Genomic DNA, 19,708 nt, shown 5'->3' on the forward strand with positions numbered 1-19,708 from the left:
TTTTAATCGGAGAGAACATAAAGTTATTGATATTTTATTATATCACTTTAGTACAATTTTCAAAAATTAAAATAAAATCTATACTTTTTTAAGGAGTAATAAAGAGATTATAAAATAAGAATGAAATATTTAATATTTCTATTTCGGACCTTATAAAAGAAAATTTATTAAAACGGAGGTTCGTCTATATTTTTCGTGTTTTTTTAAATTTTTCTACATCTGCTTCAGTAATACTGTCATATTTTTTGGCAAAGTCGGATAAAGTATATCCCATAGCTTTAACAATTAAAAAAACGGTGGTCGAGTTCGGACCTGTGATCGATTTAGCATTAAAAGCATCTGAAACTGTTGCTTTTCTGATATCAGCTTCTACGGCTATTCTATTATAGCTTTCAATAATTTGTTCATTTGTCTTATTAATGGGGCTGAATTTTTTGCTAGTTTCAAGCAAACTAATTAGGGTAATTGCGATTTGAATTTTAATAACTTGAATTAGTTCCTTTTTCATTTACGCAATTAAGTATTTCTCAAATAATTTATCGGTACGCTTTGGCGTACCGATAAATTTTAGTATATTTGATTTTGTATCTGAATATTTTAGATACATATTATATTTTTGCGAAAGCATTTCTAAACTTTTTAGAAGCATTCGCTTTGAATCTCGATCTGAAAACTGGTAATTTTTACGTGTACGAGATGATAAGCAAGGATGCTCACGACCCGGGCGTGGGCTCTCTTATCTGTACACAGGCATACCAGTGCCCCAGGTCGATAAGTTGAGTTCCGCGCCCACCTATTTTAGGTACCGCGTATCTTATTTTTCAACTTTATTTTTCAAAGCATCCGTTTTCAGTTTTGTTTAGGAGTTTTTGCAATGTCATTGAGTTCGTAGTGACCGCAAGGCAATATCCATTAGATTGCCGCGCTGCGCTCGCAATGACAAAAAAATGACCCGCTCCAAAGTTTTTGCACGACCGTAGGAGCAGGCCAGTAGTTAAAATTAATTCAAACTTAACTGATGCAAAATTATGAAAAATAAGTACAGGGGCTACTATGCCCTGCCCTTATCTTTTGCCCTACTCTGGGCATTAAGCGCTCCCCTAACCTCACAAAACGGCTCCCCTCCCATTTCGGGCATTGTAACTGATGCCAATGGACCACTTGGGGGCGTAAATATTATAGTAAAAAATACTTCTCGCGGTACGCAGAGTGATGTGGATGGGCATTATGAAATAACCACCAAAAGTTCGGATACTGTTGTGTTTAGCTATCTCGGTTATAAGACGCAAGAAGTTGCAGTAGGCAGTGGCAGTATTCTGAATGTAACTATGCAACCTGATGCTACTGCTTTGGATGCTGTGGTTATCAATGCGGGGTATTATAAGGTTACTGATAGGGAGAAGACTGGAAGTATTTCGCGGGTAACTGCTGAGGAAATCGGCACCCAGCCTATCAACAATCCTTTGGCCGCCCTTCAGGGAAGATTGGCCGGTGTCGACATTGTGGAAACATCTGGTGTGCCAGGGAGTGGTTTTCAAGTCCGTATCCGCGGTCAGGGAAGTATATTTGCAGGAAATGAGCCGCTATATATAATTGACGGTATTCCCTACGACGGCCAATCCTTGGGTTCCCAAAGTGCTGCGGGGTCTATAATTCCAAGTGGCGATATAAGTCCTTTAAACGCTATTAATCCTAATTCCATTGAAAGTATCGAAGTACTCAAGGATGCTGATGCCACTGCCATTTATGGTTCCCGTGGTGCCAATGGGGTGGTACTAATTACCACCAAAAAAGGAAAGGCTGGAAAAACTAGGTTTACCATTGGCAGTGGTACCGGTATAGCACAAATCACAAAAAAGTTTGAGCTGCTTAGTACAAAGCAGTATTTGGAAATGCGGCAGGAAGCATATGCCAATGACGGTATTTCGGATTATCCAGATACGGCCTATGATATTAATGGTACTTGGGAACAAAATAGATATACCGATTGGCAAGAAGTTCTTATAGGCGGTACAGCCGCTACGCGTTTTTTAAATGCTGCCATCTCTGGAGGAAATCAAGATACTCAATTTTTACTACAGGGCAGCTATCAAAATGAGACCAGCGTATATCCCGGCGACTTCAACTACGACCGTGTAAGCATAAATTCAAATTTACAGCATAACAGTAAGGACGGGAGATTCCATTTTGCTCTAACCACAGCCTATACCATAGAGGAGAATTTGCTACCTGGTGCCGACCTATCCGGCGCAGCCCTTCGACTTGCGCCCAATGCTCCTGCCCTCTATAACGAACAGGGAGACTTGAATTGGGAAAACAGTACGTGGACAAATCCGCTAGCGCAACTGCAAGGAGCGTATAATAACAATTCCAAAACCTTATTGGGCAACACAGTACTGGAATACGAAATATTTAAAAACCTGGATGTAAAATTGCAAACGGGCTACAGGCACACCAATTTCGAAAGTAATAACAAAATTCCACATACTATATACGATCCTGCCTTTGGGCTGGATAGTAGTGTCTCCCAATCTTATCTCCATACGGGAACCCATACCTCCTTTATTACTGAACCACAGCTAAACTGGACACTAAATAGGGCGAACCACCAATGGGATGCGCTGGTGGGAGCTACCTTTCAGGCGCAAAAAACCGAACAGCTTACCTTGCTTGGCTATGGTTTTGCCAATAATGGGTTTCTGGAAAACCTTAGCGCTGCGAATACGCTCATTATTTTAAATGAAAACAGTTACCAATATAAATACCAGTCCTTCTTTGCAAGGTTGAACTATTCCTTTAAGAAACAACTATTTCTAAACATCACCGCAAGGCGCGACGGTTCCAGTAGGTTCAGTGATTCCCACAGATATGGAAATTTTGGAGCCATAGGTGCCGCTTGGATCTTCTCAGAAAATTTGGATTGGGACTGGCTAAGTTTCGGAAAACTTAGGGGAAGTTATGGTATTACGGGCAACGACCAGATATCCGATTACCAATACCTACAGAACTATCTTTTGACGGACCATACCTATAATGGCAATATTGGTTTGCAGCCCGCACGGATATACAACCCGAATTACCAATGGGAGGAAAATGAAAAAAAGGAAGCCGCCTTCGAAATGGGATTATTGAAAGGAGCAGTGGAAATGACCATTGCCTATTATAACAATCGTTCTTCCAATCAGCTTATTGATTATGCCCTACCGGGAACTACGGGTTTTCCTTCCGTTCAAGCAAATTTGCAGGCAATCGTAGAAAATTCCGGCTTTGAATTTGAGCTGTCCACGGAATGGATTCACAAAGAAAATTTCAAATGGACCAGTGCCTTAAACCTTTCCCTACCAAAAAATAAGCTCATAGCGTTTCCTGACCTTGAAAATTCTACCTATGCCAATCAATTTGTGATAGGGGAATCTATAAACATCCTAAAACTCTATAACAATACGGGCGTGAACCCAGAAACGGGATTGTATGAATTTGAGGATTACAATGGGGACGGTGCTATTTCCGGTACAGAGGATAGACAGTATCTGGTAGACCTTACGCCTAAAGTTTTAGCCGGTCTCTCCAATTCATTGGACTACCGCAACTGGTCCTTCCATATGTTTTTTCAATATGTAAAGAAAGATGCCTTCAATGAATATTTTGGCACCGAACCTCCTGGAACCATGAGCAATCAACCCATTGGGGTTATGGATAGATGGCAGAACGTGGGAGATATTTCACGAATCCAACGATTTACAAGCGGGGCTGACAATGAAGCTTACACCGCACATTCCCGCTTCGTTCAAAGCAATGGCATTATTTCCGATGCATCTTTTTTACGTTTAAAATCCCTGTCCATCTCATATAACCTTCCCCTGGGATTAGATACTACTTCCTGTAAAATATCATTACTCGGGCAGAACCTTTTGACCTTTACCGATTTTAAGGGAGGGGATCCCGAACAGACAAAGGGGTTTCTGCCTCCTCTGAGAAGGATATCCCTCCAGCTACAAATTCAATTATAAATTTAAAAATTTGAAAATGAAATCATTCTTTAAATCATATCACTACCCTATTTTCCCGATAGTTATATCCTTCGTCCTTTTAGTATTCACGGGCTGTGAGGACTATTTGGAAGCTGAGGACCCCGTGGGCCAACTCAATACAACTACCGTATTTAATGATGAGAATACTGCCACGGCAGCTGTTACATCGCTGTATGGTCTGCTTAGGGACCAAGTTCTGCTCACTGGAAATTCCAATGGCCTTGGCCCCTTGATGGGCCTGTATGCCGATAAAATGGATTACTACGGTACTCCGGGGGAAAGCACAGAACATTTTTATACCCACCAAATAACCCCCGCCAACTTAATGGTCAAGGAGCTTTGGGATAATTCGTATCACCTAATTTACATGTGCAATGCAGCTATTGAAGGCCTAGAAAACTCCGAAAACCTTACAGAGGAAACTAAGGCACAGTTAGGTGGAGAGGCATTGGTGGTTAGGGCCATGGTCCATTTTTACCTTCTGAATCTTTTTGGTGATATTCCCTATATTCAAACAACTGATTACGAAACAAACACAAAGGTAAAACGTATGCCGGAGGCAGCTGTATACGATGCCCTAGTGACCGACCTAATAAACGCAAAGAATCTGTTAGGACCCGATTATCCTTCAGGAGAAAGAATAAGGGCAAATAAATGGGTGGCCTCGGCTCTACTGGCACGCATCTATCTCTATATGGGGCAATGGCAATTGGCGGAGGAGGAAAGTTCCCTATTGGTAAACCAGCAGTCAGTGTTTATTCTTGAACCCAATCCTGAAAACGTATTCCTTAAGGATAGTAGCGGTGCTATTCTGCAACTGAAACCAATAAATGAAGGCGACAATACCTTGGAAGGTGCCACCTATATATTTACTGCGCCACCCCCTCCTTTCGCTGCCCTAAACAATTCCCTTGTGGAGAATATGGATCCTATGGACCTAAGAAAACAGTATTGGATAGGGGAAGTTAGTGATGGCTCCAATACCTGGTACTTTCCTTATAAGTACAAGCAGAACCTCAACACGGGGACAACTATGGAATACTCGATTGTTCTGCGTATTGCCGAACAATTCCTCATTAGGGCCGAAGCGCGATTGATGCAAGGAGACCTATCGGGAGCTAATGATGATCTGAACAGAATCCGTTCGCGGGCAGGACTCGACAGTATTACCTTTTCAACATCCGAAGCAATTTTTGAAGCACTTATTAAAGAGCGGAATTTTGAGCTGTTTAGTGAATTTGGCCATCGCTGGTTCGATTTAAAGCGGTGGGGTCTAGCCAATAGCATTCTCGCTCCAATAAAACCCGGCTGGAAGGCTAGCAATATCCTGTTGCCTCTTCCAGAATCGGAACTTCTCCTGAATCCAAATCTCAAACCCCAAAATCCCGGCTACTAATGTTTAATACATTAAAACATAACATCATACACAATATTCTATCAAAGATTGGCATAGGAGATACTGCCTATCGACCTTCTATGATAGTGTTTATGCTCATCCTGATATTATGCAGCCGCCAACCTTCAGATGCACAAAACGTTTTGCAGGTAGTGGAGGAGGGAAAAGAAAAACACCAAAAACCCTACCCCTATGGACTCGATAAGGTATGGAGCAATAATGTGTCAGTAAACGCAATGTCACCCAATGGCAATTGGATTGTGTTTACGGAAAGTTTTTCCATTGGAGAAAATATCATGTACTTAAGACAAATAGATAAGGACACAAACATACGTTTGCAGGAGAGCTTTAAAAACAGGTTTTCGGAAAACAACCAATGGTTCGGGAGTTTATCTCAGGCGAATAACCTTGTTTTAATAAATCTCGAAAATGGGCAAAGCAAAAAGTTTGGTTCGGTCCAGGAATTTGAATTTTCATTTGACGGAAGATTTCTGGGTCTTCTTCAAAAAGATACGGACGATACATCTTTGCTGAAAATAATTGACCTAAAAAACAATAGGGACCGATTGGTTCAAAAAATAAATAAGTTCGTGTGGAATCCAACGGATAACAGCTTGTTAGCGGTTAAGACCGCGAATGAAAATGCCATTTTTATATATAATGCCGCCAATGGCATTGAAGTACAAATTGAAAAGGTACCGTTTGGGAATGTTGAATTTTTAAAATGGAACGAAACCGGATCTGCCGCAATTGTTATGGGATTTACCAAAAAAAGGCAGCGTATGGGCGTATATTACCCCAAAACAGGATTTGTCTCCTTCAAGGATGACCTTATGGAGCGGTATCTTCCCGATTTTGAACTTGCCAATAAGGAACCGTTTCTTTCCAAGGACGGAACCACTGTATTGTTTTTTAGAAAACAAAAGGGCCAGAAATTAGGGACGGAAGATAAAGTGGAGATATGGAAAACCAGTGATCCCTTACTATATCCCAGCTTAAAATTGCGAAAAAATTTTATTTATCCATTTCTTCTTACTGCTTGGTTTCCCCAAGGGGAAATGCTAAAAGAAATTGCGAGCCCGCAATTTCCAACTGCCGAAATGGATATAGAACACGGATTTGCTCTTGTATACAATGAGTTGCAGTATGGGGACCAGAATACGGAATTCCTAAAGGTGGATATTTATTGCAAGGATATTCAGACAGGAGAAATGCATCTTATTGTTGCAGAACAATCTTTAAACGATTTGGTATCCATCTCCCCTTCAGGAAAGTATGTTGCCTATTTCAAAAATGGGGACTGGTGGATATACGATGTCAGGAAAAACCAAGCTAAATGTTTAACACAGGGACTTGCTACAAACTTTCAAGATAGGGATGATGATTTTCCCAAAAACAGAATTGAAGTGTATGGTAGGCCTGCTTGGCTTAAGGACGACAGCAAAATAATAGTGTTCAATAAGTATGATCTGTGGGCGGTAAACACCGACGGTAACGAAGCAAAGAGGATTACAAATGGTAAGGAAAAGGAATGCCGTTACATTTTGAGAAGTAAAAATAATATAGAAGATTACTATAGATTAACGGTAGGGACCTTCGGGGGCAGAATAGTCGATTTGGAAGGTGACACACTTTTACTGAAAATTAACTATGAGCTTCAGGCCATGGGTATTTCATTACTCGGGCAGGATTTCTCAACCACAAATTTAATTTTTGGAGATAAAAGCATCTTTCAGGCCTATCAATCAAGCGACGGCAAGAAAGTGATATATAGTACGGAATCCACAATTCAGCCAAAGGCATTGCACTACTATAATTTGAAGACTGGAATAGGAGGTTTAATATACCAGTCGAATGCAGAACTATTGGAATATGACCTTGGGCAAAAGAACTTTATAGAATATACCATAAGAGACAAAAAATTGAGAGGAATCTTGATGTATCCCACGAACTTTGACCCCTCCAAAAAATACCCCTTAATAGTAAATATCTATGAAAAAACATCTCGAAACGCAATGGAATTTTATCCTCCTACAGGGTATAATTTTCAGGGTTTTAGCCTCTTGGATTATACTAGTTCAGGTTATTTTGTTTTATTGCCGGATATTAGTTATGAAATAGGAAAACCTGGTCTCTCTGCACTTGAATGTGTAAATGTTGCTACGGATACCGCTCTTAAAAATAAAAGTATAGATGCAGAAAGGATAGGGCTTATAGGGCATTCGTTTGGAGGCTACGAAACAGCATTTATCGCTACTCAAACCGATCGGTTTGCTACCTACGTTGCTGGTGCGGCCGCAACCGATTTGACCAGTCACTATCACGGAGTAAATTGGAATAATTCAGCTACTGATTTATGGCGTTATGAGGATCAGCAATGGAGGATGGGATTCAGCTATTATGAAAACAAACAAGCCTATTTACGGAATTCACCATTGGAATATGTAACCGATGTAAAAAGGCCCATTCTATTATGGACGGGTGATAAGGATTATCAGGTAGCCTGGATCCAAAGCCTTGAAATGTACATTGCCCTTAGAAGATTAAAAAAAGAAGCATCATTGATACTGGTAAAGGATGAAGGACATTCCCCTTGGGATACTGAAAAACAGTTGCTACTATCAACTGAGATTAAAAAGTGGTTTGAGCGCCATTTAAAAAAAGAAAATGGGGCATCATAATACGCCCCACTTCCTACAATTTAAAGAGGTCTATGAGTCATGGCATTAGCACACGATTTTCCCAAATCCAAGCTGTACACTTGGTTTCCTCCCACTTGACAGGGGATAGCACCCTGATTGTTACAAACCTTTGTGGTAGTAATACAGTCATTATTCCAAAAAATGTATCCCTGAACTAGGGCATCATCCTTTGGAAGGTTATTCTCTGTGGCAAAAGCAAAAACGATTCCCAGTAAAAATGCCATCAGGGGCATTCCGAACTTTAAAATTTTTGTTCTCATAATATAAAAGTTTTAATGAATTAGCGACCTACTATTTTTTACAGGTGTTCGGTCTTAATCCTGATACTGGCCAGTATGTGTTGGGTTAGAGCTGGAGTCAAAATACTCTGGCTTTAACCTATATATAAATAGTTTGTTCTTGGCAAGGGCTATAAGCACATTATTATAAACTTGAAAGTCATATAATTTAGTCCCAGGTTGATGGTATAGGTAAAAGCTGAAGTTATAGCTGTTCTCAATAATATTATACACATCTATTATGGAAGCAGACTTTAAGGGACCTTCATCCTCAAAACGTCCGAGTCTGTCGCTGTTTATAAACAAGTAATTGTTTGCTGATGTGCTCAGTCTGTTAATTGTTATAGATTTACCACCAAGTGTATACATATCTTCTTTTTTTGAATAAGTTACATGGAGGAGGGGTTTATTAACAGTATCGATAGTTGAACCGGTACGTATAAAGTTCAGGTCTTGGTCAAATACTTCATATTTATTTTTGTAATAATATGTATAGAGAAAATAGTTCAAATCTTCATTCCAGGTTAAAAGGCCGTCGTCGGCAAACGGTTCGGACAAGGCCGTCCTTAGTTTAGTAGGTTTAAAAAAAGTATCCGTGCCGTTTATTTTACTAGTTAAACCCACTAATTTATTAGCCGATTTAGCATCTACTGTGACTATACCTTGCCTTATGGAATCTATTGTAACAAATTGGGTGAAATAAATTGAATGAAAAGGTGTTTTACTCAAGGTTAAATCATCCATATCCCCCTGTAGCACTACAGGAACAGTTCCATCTGCCAGTGTAATAATAGGCGGCTTTACTCTTATTTTTATTTTTTTATATGGCAGGCTTTCATCGTTTAGTTCCAAAGGAAGAACTTTCTGTTCTTTAGTTATAATATTATTGGTGGTTAAATAAAGCGGGGCGCCGAAATTTCCCAAATAAGCTATTGAATCCGCATAACCCGCTAAATAAAAAGTATCATAATCCAAGGAAAACTCTCCGATTTTCTCTATCGGATGGGGCAAATAACGCCTTTGAAACGCATTGTTTCGATGGATCTTTTTCTCAGAAAATACAAAAAGTAAAGTCACCGTACCTATTCCAATAATTGCTAGTACGGCAAGTAGCAGCACTTTATTTTTTTTCGGATCAGGAGAACAAAGAAAAATGGCGACAGCGGCCATAGCAATAAAAACCACATTAAAAATAAGATGTTGTGTCCAGCTAAGGTTTTCGAGAACCCCACCGCAGGAGCAGGGAATAAAATCTGAATAATTAAGGATGATAAATATATAGGCCGTAAACATTATCATCAAGAAAAAAGCGGCGTATAAAGCCAGAGTTCTCGTCCTCTCGGAAATTAGTAAAACGGAAATGCATATTTCCATGCTAGGCACCATCCAAGCAATAATTCCAGCATAGGCACTAAGTACTGGGGATTGTGCCAGTTGGACGGTGAAGGTTTCAAAATCGAGAAGCTTACTTATGGCAGCATACACAAACAGAACAATAAATAGAAGACTAATTACATTTATTGTTAATTCCCAATGTTTTTTATTGAATATCATATCGTTTGATTTGATATGATAAAATTCTGTATAAAAATTTCAGGAAAATGAAAATAAACTTATCCCAGCGGTATTATTTTCAAGAAAGGGAAAAAAATCAAGAATTTTCTGATGTAAATTTCCTTCGAAGCTGTTTGGGTGTATAGCCAAATTCATTCTTAAAAGTGGTCGAAAAGGATGGAACACTTTTAAAACCGCATAGCTGGGTAATTCTTTTGAAGGTAATATTACTACCCTCCACCAACATTTTGGCTTTTCGCAATCGTTCGTTCCGAATAAAATGAAAAACGCTAACTCCATACAGTTCCTTAAAACCATATTTAATCTTGAAGGTATTGGTACCAAATTCACGTGCGAGCTTTTCGATTGGCGGAAAGTCCCTTTCGAGATTTTCTATGAAGTAGTTTCGCACCTGTCTTATTTTTGCTATATCTGAAGATGTTAGAATCACCTTGTGTTTGTTGACCATTGAAGAAAGAACTGGTTTTTCCCTTTTAGAATTTTCCCTACCATTTTTCTCTTTCTCCATAAGGTATTCCTCCAATTCCACCTGCTTTTTGGAATGTTTCACAACCGTTACAATTAAACTTTCCATACCACCCGCTTCCCCCCCTAGTCTATTAATATAGCACGCACTGGGAACCAATAAGCCATGTTTGTTTCTAAAGGTTAGATCAAGTGACGTATCCTTCATTTTTTTGTCCTTAAGTTTATTCCAATGCCGTTTCCATTTGGGAACAGACTTTTCATTTAAAAAACATTCAAAGGACTCTCCAACGATTTCCTCGCAGGTATAGGATAAGATATCACACGCTTGTTGATTAATGGCCTTAACTTTACCGTTCAAATCGATTTCAAAAATCATCAAGACTATATGTCTGATTGTCTCGTTTGAATTGACATATCCCTCGTGTAATAAAGCTTCACTAATTTCTTCAGCCATCATATTAATTCCAGATATAAGCGCGTCAATATTATCTTTCTTGCTGGATTTTTCAATATGGTAATAGAACCTTCCCGCTGCCATTTCCGCTAATGCTTCTGCAATTTTTTTGAGTCGTTTCTCTTTCGACATCTCGTTTTATTTTGAATTTCCCTTTTACATTTCCCATTTTCCCAATCTACAATTCAATGGTTAAATATATTTCTCCAAAAATAATTTCGCTTCTTCCACATTCTGAAAAGCTTTTGTTGGGATGGAGGGTTTAGTAGTCTTAAGGTAGAAATAGGAGATTATATTGGACATGGGGTTTCCCACAATAAAAGCTACCGCCTTAAGAAGAATGGAGCCCTCGCTTGCCAAGTAGTCCCTAGCAGGTTTGTCAACTTCTTCGACTCCTGTTATATCGCACAGGGCTGGGTAACAGATTCCTTGCTGGAACCGTAGGCGATCTGCCACAATTTTAACGGCGCCTTCATACTTGATTACAATATCTGCGTGATACCGAATGTATAAAATACCTCCGTCAAGGGTGTACAAAGCATAATTATTCTCAATAGAATTCATTTTGATTGAAAACTGGCAATTTCTTCGATAAAATTACAAAAATATCGATGTTTTAAACATTTAGTTAATGGTACAAGGCCTTAGTCAGCGTATTTTTCTTATTCAAAATGTAAAAAAACTTATCCCAGCGGTATTATTTTTAAATCGCACTTTTATTTCCCACTAAATGCAAGTAAATTTTATTCTTTAAATGAAGAATTATGGCAAAAATAAAACACAACAATTTTTTGGATACTGTAAATGAAGTATTTACAGATGCAAAACAGGAAGGCGTACTCCATCTGTACGCTGAAGGAGATTCTTTTACGGGACGTACGATAGAAGTGAGAAACAGAAGCCTTTTTCATTTTGGTACTACAGGCTATTTAGGTCTGGAACAGGATAAACGGTTGAAGGAAGCGGCCGTTGATGCAATACGAAAATACGGCACCCAATTTCCTTTGTCGAAGTCGTATATCTCCAATCCGCTTTATAGGAAATTGGAAGAAAAGGTAGGGGAAATGTACGGCCATCCGATTATCATTACCAAAAACAGCACCCTTGGCCATATAGGGGTAATCCCCAGTGCCGTGAAGGATCAGGATGCCATTATTTTGGACCATCAAGTACATTGGAGCGTGCAAAGTGCTGCGAAAATATTAAAGAATAGAAGTGTACCTATTGATATGATACGGCACAATGACCTGAACATGCTTGAGGACAAGATCAAGCGATATTCAGACCAGAGAAAGAAAATTTGGTATATGGCCGATGGCATCTATTCCATGTATGGCGACTTCGCTCCTATCTCCGATCTGATGAGCCTAAGCCAAAAGTATCCACAGCTCAATTTCTACTTTGATGATGTGCACGGCATGAGCTGGATAGGGAAAAACGGAACTGGATATGTACTGAGCGAACTCGGGGAATTATCGGAAAATGTACTGCTCTTTGGCACCCTAAGCAAGACCTTTGGAGCCAGCGGGGCGGTTTTGGTCTGTTCCAATAAAAAAATGTACGGTGAGATAAAAACCTTTGGTGGGCCTTTGACTTTCTCAGCACAACTGGAGCCGGCATCCATTGCGGCAGCGACTGCATCGGCCGAAATACATCTTTCCCCGGAAATTTATGTTCTGCAACAAGAACTTCGGGAACGGGTTTCATATTTCAATGAGCTGCTACAGCCGACAGATTTACCGATGATTGACGAGAATATTTCACCTGTGTTCTATATAGGCACCGGCATGCCAAAGACCGGGTACAATTTTGTAAACCGCTTGATGCAGGAAGGATTTTATGTAAACCTTGGCATCTTCCCTGCCGTTCCCGTCAAGAATACCGGTGTACGCATTACCATTTCAAGGCACAACCAAAAAGAGGAAATCAAAGGACTTGTTGAAGCGATGGAATACCATTTTCCAAAGGCACTGGAAGATACCCATACCCATAGTGAGCGGGTTTTCCAAGCATTTAAATTGGAGCCAAAACAAGAAAAGACTTTTTTAAAACCAAAAATGACTGCGGATTTAAAAGTACAATTAGAAGACTCAATTGTAAAAATTGACAAGCAGCTCTGGGACAGCCTATTGGGAAAATATGGTGTATTCGATTGGGATGGATTGAAATTTTTGGAAGAATCATTTAGAGGCAATTCCCAAATGGAACATAACTGGGAGTTTAGGTATTTGATTATCTATGACCAAGAGCAAAAACCAATATTAGCCACATTTATGACCGTGGGATTATGGAAGGATGATATATTGGCCGCCGTGGGAGCTTCTCAAATTGAGGAAGAACGGAGAAACGATCCATATTATTTAACCTCAAAAGTATTGAGCCTCGGTTCCTTATTTACGGAGGGCCACCATTTATATGTTAATAACGAGCATCCGCAAAAAAAGGAAGCTCTCAATGTATTGATAGGCACGCTGGAAAAATTGGAACACACGCTGGGAGCCAAAATGATCGTACTTCGTGATTTTAATGATGACAAAGACCTTCATGCCTACTTTCAAGGACAAGGTTTTATAAGGGTGCAGATGCCGGATTCCTGTGCTATTGAACTTAACAAGGAAGAAAATCTGGAAACTTATATCTCCCGTCTTTCCTCCAGAAATAGGAAGCACTTACGAAAAGAAATTTTGAGAATCGAAAATTTACTGGACATCCAGATAGTGCAGGATGCGAACTTAGTACAATTGGAACAGATCGCTGAACTATATTCGAATGTTCATCAAAATAATTTGGGGCTGAACACCTTTTCCTTTCCCACTAAACTATTTGCCAACATGTGGGTCCATCCCAATTGGGAATTTATTACCATAAGCCCTAAAGACGAACCGGAAAAAATGATAGGCGTTATGCTGTGTTATAAAAATATCCATAAAACCTATATTCCTGCCTTTGTGGGTATGGACTATAAATATTTGCAACAATTTCACATCTATAGACAATTATTATTCCAGACCATAAAGCGAGCTATTGAATTAAACTACAACCATATTGCCCTTGGCCTAACGGCAGGCTTTGAAAAAAGGAAATTGGGAGCTACCGTATATAGTACCTACGCGTATATACAGACTGCAGATAATTACACCTTGGAATTGATGGGTATACTGGAATCCAGTTGATCCCTCTAAATAACTGCCCCATATGTATGAAATATCAGGATTTAATATTGGAATTCGAAGGACAGTTGGAAGCTTTGGAATCTTGTACCGATGATATATTATACAAGGCGGAAACCGGTATTGCCTATACCAAAAAGTGCATCAATTCCCTAAGAAGGGAAGTTATAAAACATGGATTTAAATCGCAACAGGAAGAGATATATTTCTTTAAGCATACCAAGCCCCAAATACTGAGCAAGCTGATCTACTACGCAAAACTATTCAATATTGAAAGCAAGCGACCAAGGAGCAGTTCCAAATTTCAGGTTAAATACCTCAACAGACAAATTAATAGACTTCAGGTTTTCTTCAATGACAACCTGGAGTTCTACCATTACTATCGCCGAGGTGCGACCACCTTGGACGAACAATATTTTGTCCGTGGGAAATCAGATCTTCGGGCCACTACCGAAACCTTTCATCTTTCGATTGACGAAAACTTTTCCACCAGTCAGGATGGCACGGTGGCCACAATTATGGCCTATGACATGCTGATTGTTTATTTGCAACAGGAAATCGAAAAACTTGAAACCCATACCGATAACTCAAAAACTGATTTAATGAAGCATACATCAAAACTTTTCTGGACAGGAAGTAAAACTGAGCTAATAGAACTAATCTACGCCCTACAAAGTAGTGGTGCCGTTAATAGTGGCACTGCCGATATCAAGGAAATGGCCTTGCTCTTTGAGCAGGTATTCAATATAGATTTGGGGAACTACTACCACACTTTTATTGAGATCAGGGCGCGAAAAGGCAGTAAAACCAAGTTTTTGGACAGACTTCAGGAAACCTTGTTGAAACGCTTTGAGGAGTCGGATGCCTAATCCCAAGCTCTTCCCAAGTTGGGAAATTATTTGAATGGGAAACGCATAATACTATTTATGTTATTTCAGGATTATTTTTCTCATCTAGAAGAATTCTTCCCGCTCAAAATCCCTCAAAATTTATTTAAAAAAAATCTTTCCCACCTCTGGATTGACTATTGAAAGATATCCTCCATAGATCTTCAAATTTGTAGAACGAAAGTCAAATCAAGTTAGGGACTATCAAATTAGATAATAGCAATGTGGTAGTCCCTTTCATTTAAAACGTTCTATTATGCCAACAAGTATTATTACCACAGACGATCTTCGGGAATTCAAAATGGAATTGCTCGATGATATTAAGACAATCCTTAGCAAACAGACTTCCGGTACTTTGAAAAGGTATCTAAAATCCTCGGAGGTAATGGAAATGCTACAGATAAGCCCCGGCACCTTACAAAATTTAAGGATCAATGGCACTTTGCCCTATAGTAAAATGGGTGGGATTATTTATTATGATTCCGAGGATATACAGAAAGTCATGAATGACAGCAGGGTCCACCATAGCTATGAATAAGTATGTATGAACTATATAAGACATCTGAACGCTGTATTTCAGCAATTTTCAATGGATTCGCGGTTGAACCCTACGCATATCAGTCTGTATATGGCTTTGTTCCAGTACTGGAATATTAACCGGTTCCCACAGGAGTTTTATATAAACCGGGAGGATATTATGAAGATGTCAAAAATAGGTTCCAAGGCAACTTACCATCGGTGCCTAAAAAACCTCCACGGATGGAAATACATTCGGTATTTACCTTCACATAATCCCTATAAAGGGAGTAAGATCAGGTTGCCCAAATTTGATACAAGTACCGAACCAAATAAAGGTACAACTACCGAAACAACCCCTGAACAACTAGAGGGACAGGCACTGGTACCTTATACAAACAGTAACAAACAGATAACAAAGAGTAAAAAAGCTAAGCTGCCAAACAATAAAAATGAGGTGCTGGATTTTTTTGGGAAGCGAAAGTGGCCACCCCTGGAAGGAGAAAAATTTTACAATCATTACAGCTCCATTGGCTGGAAGGTAGGTGGAAAGATAAAGATAATGGATTGGCAAGCGGCTGCCGAGAATTGGATGTTAAAAGCCAAGGAAATTGAAACGGCCAAACCAGTGTCCCAAAAACGGGACAACCTAAAAACAAGTAAACACAAAAATTATGGTCAACCCCTCTAAAATAACCGAAGGTGACATAGAATATTCCATTGGAAGGTTCAATGGTTTTGAGATGTTCTATGATTTTCCAAAGATTCTGGTCTATTTGGAAGCGAAGGGAAAATTGTTGTTTGGGAAGCATTTTAAAATCTTTGATGAGGATAAGGACATCATTTATAAACTTAGTAATTACTTCATCCAGGACAAAGATAAATGCGAAAAAGCAGGATTGGACCCGGAAAAAGGAATTTTATTTTCAGGTCCCGTGGGCTGCGGTAAAACTTCCCTGATGAAATTATTAAAATTCATAGTACCCTTACAACGCCCCTATTCCGTGGTTCCGTGTAGAAATATTGTCTTTGCCTTTAACCATTTGGGCTATAAAATCATTGAGGACTATGGAAATGGCAGTTTCTTCTGTTTTGATGATCTGGGCGTGGAGCCGATGGGGCGGCATTATGGTCAGGACTGCAATGTAATGGGAGAAATTCTGCTTTCGCGTTATGAGCTTTTTTTGAAGAGCAAACTGAAAACCCATACGACAACCAATCTTAATGCGGAGGAGTTGGAGGAACGCTATGGCAGTCGGGTACGAAGTAGGATGCGGGAAATGTTTAACCTCATTGCCTTCGATGAAAGTGCTAGGGATAAAAGAAAATAAATACAGTAATTATGAAAATAGCAACCTTTAACGTCCAAAACCTGTTCCATCGGGATCGAAGTCTGCTTCAGAAAACCAGAGGCAAATGTGTATCCGATTGGATAGTGGAGTTTGATGCTTTATTATTAAAAGAAAGGTGCCCCTCGAATACAGAACGGTTAAAGGAACTATCCTTTCTATTGGATTTTGACAAAACCTACAATAATCCATACGTGGTAATGCGAAAGAAGGCAGGATTGCTATATTTAAAAGGAATGAATTGTTCCAAAGAATTAAAATCAGGAGAATTGACGGACTGGAATGGATGGATAAAAGTACAGACGCTGCCCATTGATCCAGAAGCCACAAACCATAAAGCCATGGTTATTTCCGAAATAGATCCCGATATTTTGGTATTACAGGAAGTAGAGGATAAAATGTCATTGGATGAATTCAATAACTTTGTTTTACCAAAATTCGACTGTGAAGCGTTCCAAGACATTATATTGGTACCAGGATCAGAGGGTAAGGGTCGTGAGCAATCGTTGTTATTGAAAAACGGATATGAACTTGAATCCGTTAAAATCCATAAACTGGAATCCTCAGAGTATGTAAAACAGAAATTATTGGAGTATGAAATCCAGTCGCCAAAAGGGGAAAAAATTAATCTACTCTCGGCATATTTCCCTGAAAATAATCTTGATAAAGAAAAAGCTTTTGAAATACGAAAAAATCAAGCTTATCAAACCTCAATGATTTATAAAATGCTACAGATGCAAGGGAAAACAAATATTGTTATAGCGGGAACTTTGAATGCTCCCTCCTACTGCAATTCCTTATCGCCATTACTACAGGAAACGGACTTAAAGGACATCAGTAAAAGCAAAACATTCAATGTAGATATTGATGAAGGGAAGGACGCGACATATTATCGCATGGGCGCATACCGAATGGGGGTCAATATTAAGCAGAAGGATTATTTGTTGTGGTCCCCTACTCTTTTTGCCAAAGTAAATAGGAGTGGACTGAACCGGAAGGGGGTTTGGCCTGAGAAGCGGCCTAATTGGCGGATTTATTCTTCGATACGGAATAAGGAGCAGGCTGCTAGTTTGCATCCTGGGGTTTGGGGAGAGATAATCTATTAATTGATGTAATCGAATATTTTTATTAACTTACTCAGAAGATAAAGTAAGAATAAGGTATTGGAAAACTGGAGTGAAAATTATAGTAAAGTAACAGCAATTTTGTCAAAATACGGTTGGTTTATTTCTCCAGTACTAACAGGTGGAGAATTTATTGAAATTGAAAAGATTTGTGAAAAAATAAGTAATTCAAAAATACCCGAAAATGAAATTAATAAAGAAATCAACAAAGTAATTGCCCCAATCATATTCCATCCGAATTATAGAGCATTTTTGGTTTTTAAAGCTATAAAGCTGACTCATCTTAATAAATTTTCACATTTAATAGATAAGGCGACTTTTCACTACTATAAAAAAGATTTTATTTCTGTAATAGTATGTTTGGTCACTATTGTAGAAGGCGTTTTGCTTTCTCATTATAAATGTTCAAATTCATTTCAAAATAAAAAGCCTTCTACAAGGGAGCTTATAGATACATTCTGTAATATGCCTTTAAGAACACTTAAACCATATTCTCGCCTTGTGTACTCTAAAGCTCTACAAGAATGCCTGTCTAACTGGTATTTTGCTAATACTAATAAATTTGATTTTTCTCATTCATTTTTAAATAGGCATTATATCGCACATAGTCTTGGCCATGAAAATTATTATTCTATTTTAGATTGCAACCGAATGTTTACAATTATAGATTTAATTAGCGAGATAATAGTAAATGACGATTACTACCATTTTCCTTTTATACCAGATGGAGAGGAAATACTTGATGAAAGAAGGGAATATTTTTTTAAGCTTATTAATGGAAATCTTTCATTAAATAAAATGAAAAAAATTGAATCTAAATTGCTACTTCAAAACATCTTTTATATTCCTACTGAAAACGATATTAACTTCAAGGAAATAATTAGTAATGAAGTTCGGAGAATCAAAAACTTTCAAGAAGATTTCGAAGAAAAATTTGGCTCAAGAAAAAAGAAAAAATCAATATTTGGAAAATTTAAACGAAAGTAAATCATATTGATTTAGAAATTAAAGTTTGTTTCTCTTTAAGTATTTTAAACCTTTACTAACTGTTTTCAAGACTTCTTTTAAATTTTTAAAAATTTTTACTGTGAACTCTTTCATTGTTTTCTAATTTTATAAATTGTTTCAATTATCAAAAGGGCCATTATGCTATTATTTTTTTTAAATTTTAAGAAAGCATTTTCATCCTCTTGGGAAAGAAAACCCATTTCCAAAAGGATAGCGGAAAGTTCATTAACCGTCTCTCTCAAAACATGAAAATTTGCAAATTTCACTCCCCTACTCTCAAATCCAAGATTAATCTTTAAATCCCTTTGAAGTGCATAGGCCAGTAATATTGATTCCGGAGAATATTTGCCTTGCTTCTTTGACACATAAACTTCTACACCCCGGGCATTTGGGTTGTCCGAATAATTACAATGGAGTGAAAGAAATAAATCAGCTTTAAGTGTCCTTGCCAACTTTGTTCTGTCTCCCAACGAAATAAGCGTGTCCTTATATCGAGTAAGATAAATTTCAAAGTGGTTTTTAAAAGTGATCTCATTTAGTTCAACAATTTCCTTCGCGATTTTCAGGACGATATCCTTTTCCAGACTACCATTAACCCCCACAGCCCCAGAATCCGTTCCACCATGGCCAGGATCAATTACAATTATCTGTTTTCTAGTTTGGTTTGTTTGTGCCAAAACAGGGCTGGGCAATCCAAATAATTCTAAGGCAAAAATGATCGAAATTAAAAACTTGATCTGAGTCATAATA

16 protein-coding genes are annotated in these 19,708 nt (G+C 38.5%); 10 read left to right on the forward strand and 6 right to left on the reverse strand.

The features are described 5' to 3' along the window. Positions 1-184: 184 nt before the first annotated feature. Positions 185-508: a hypothetical protein gene (locus JK629_RS14230; protein WP_202336266.1), complete on the reverse strand. Its 324-nt coding sequence runs from the start codon at positions 506-508 to the stop codon at positions 185-187. Positions 509-1,028: 520 nt separating this feature from the next. Between JK629_RS14230 and JK629_RS14235 the strand changes: the two genes are divergently transcribed. The 3 genes from JK629_RS14235 to JK629_RS14245 are packed head-to-tail and all read left to right on the forward strand — an operon-like array spanning position 1,029 to position 8,108. Further along, a complete protein-coding gene (locus JK629_RS14235; RefSeq protein WP_202336267.1) occupies positions 1,029-4,010 on the forward strand; it encodes a SusC/RagA family TonB-linked outer membrane protein in 2,982 nt (993 codons plus the stop codon). Between the two features lie 16 nt (positions 4,011-4,026). After that, positions 4,027-5,427, forward strand: coding sequence for a RagB/SusD family nutrient uptake outer membrane protein (locus JK629_RS14240; RefSeq protein WP_202336268.1), 1,401 nt, complete (start codon positions 4,027-4,029; stop codon positions 5,425-5,427). Beyond that, the gene (locus tag JK629_RS14245; protein ID WP_202336269.1) at positions 5,427-8,108 is read left to right on the forward strand and encodes a S9 family peptidase; all 2,682 of its coding nucleotides are present in this window, start codon (positions 5,427-5,429) and stop codon (positions 8,106-8,108) included. The genes JK629_RS14240 and JK629_RS14245 overlap by 1 nt, the downstream gene beginning before the upstream one ends. 20 nt (positions 8,109-8,128) lie before the next feature. On the opposite strand, the gene JK629_RS14250 is transcribed toward JK629_RS14245, so the two are convergent. The 4 genes from JK629_RS14250 to JK629_RS14265 all read right to left on the reverse strand — a co-directional run bounded on the left by JK629_RS14250 (position 8,129) and on the right by JK629_RS14265 (position 11,468). Next, positions 8,129-8,389: a DUF6520 family protein gene (locus JK629_RS14250; protein ID WP_202336270.1), complete on the reverse strand. Its 261-nt coding sequence runs from the start codon at positions 8,387-8,389 to the stop codon at positions 8,129-8,131. Between the two features lie 54 nt (positions 8,390-8,443). Next, positions 8,444-9,961 (reverse strand): MauE/DoxX family redox-associated membrane protein, encoded by a 1,518-nt coding sequence (locus tag JK629_RS14255; protein WP_202336271.1) that lies wholly within the window; start codon positions 9,959-9,961, stop codon positions 8,444-8,446. 97 nt (positions 9,962-10,058) lie between these two features. Further along, on the reverse strand, positions 10,059-11,036 hold the full coding sequence (locus JK629_RS14260) for a helix-turn-helix domain-containing protein (RefSeq protein WP_202336272.1): 978 nt from the start codon (positions 11,034-11,036) through the stop codon (positions 10,059-10,061). Positions 11,037-11,096: 60 nt separating this feature from the next. Further along, positions 11,097-11,468, reverse strand: a complete 372-nt coding sequence (locus JK629_RS14265) for a DUF7793 family protein (RefSeq protein ID WP_202336273.1) — start codon at positions 11,466-11,468, stop codon at positions 11,097-11,099. Positions 11,469-11,668: 200 nt separating this feature from the next. Here JK629_RS14265 and JK629_RS14270 point away from each other — a divergent pair, with 200 nt between their 5' ends. The 7 genes from JK629_RS14270 to JK629_RS14300 all read left to right on the forward strand — a co-directional run bounded on the left by JK629_RS14270 (position 11,669) and on the right by JK629_RS14300 (position 18,937). After that, positions 11,669-14,077, forward strand: coding sequence for an aminotransferase class I/II-fold pyridoxal phosphate-dependent enzyme (locus JK629_RS14270; RefSeq protein ID WP_202336274.1), 2,409 nt, complete (start codon positions 11,669-11,671; stop codon positions 14,075-14,077). 26 nt (positions 14,078-14,103) lie between these two features. Next, positions 14,104-14,943, forward strand: a complete 840-nt coding sequence (locus JK629_RS14275) for an RteC domain-containing protein (protein WP_202336275.1) — start codon at positions 14,104-14,106, stop codon at positions 14,941-14,943. A 274-nt stretch (positions 14,944-15,217) separates the two neighbouring features. Next, positions 15,218-15,499, forward strand: a complete 282-nt coding sequence (locus JK629_RS14280) for a helix-turn-helix domain-containing protein (RefSeq protein ID WP_202336276.1) — start codon at positions 15,218-15,220, stop codon at positions 15,497-15,499. A gap of 6 nt (positions 15,500-15,505) precedes the next feature. Next, positions 15,506-16,168 (forward strand): hypothetical protein, encoded by a 663-nt coding sequence (locus JK629_RS14285; protein WP_202336277.1) that lies wholly within the window; start codon positions 15,506-15,508, stop codon positions 16,166-16,168. Then, positions 16,152-16,808: a P-loop NTPase family protein gene (locus JK629_RS14290; RefSeq protein ID WP_202336278.1), complete on the forward strand. Its 657-nt coding sequence runs from the start codon at positions 16,152-16,154 to the stop codon at positions 16,806-16,808. Before JK629_RS14285 ends, JK629_RS14290 begins: the two co-directional genes overlap by 17 nt. An 11-nt stretch (positions 16,809-16,819) precedes the next feature. After that, positions 16,820-17,932 (forward strand): exonuclease/endonuclease/phosphatase family protein, encoded by a 1,113-nt coding sequence (locus JK629_RS14295; RefSeq protein ID WP_202336279.1) that lies wholly within the window; start codon positions 16,820-16,822, stop codon positions 17,930-17,932. Positions 17,933-17,989: 57 nt separating this feature from the next. Continuing rightward, on the forward strand, positions 17,990-18,937 hold the full coding sequence (locus JK629_RS14300) for a hypothetical protein (protein WP_202336280.1): 948 nt from the start codon (positions 17,990-17,992) through the stop codon (positions 18,935-18,937). Positions 18,938-19,047: 110 nt separating this feature from the next. Here JK629_RS14300 and JK629_RS14305 read toward each other — a convergent pair whose 3' ends face one another. Next, complete coding sequence (locus tag JK629_RS14305; protein WP_202336281.1) at positions 19,048-19,704, reverse strand: N-acetylmuramoyl-L-alanine amidase family protein; 657 nt, start codon at positions 19,702-19,704, stop codon at positions 19,048-19,050. Positions 19,705-19,708 lie beyond the last annotated feature (4 nt).

This window comes from Aequorivita iocasae (assembly GCF_016757735.1).
GTDB classification, from domain to species: domain Bacteria; phylum Bacteroidota; class Bacteroidia; order Flavobacteriales; family Flavobacteriaceae; genus Aequorivita; species Aequorivita iocasae.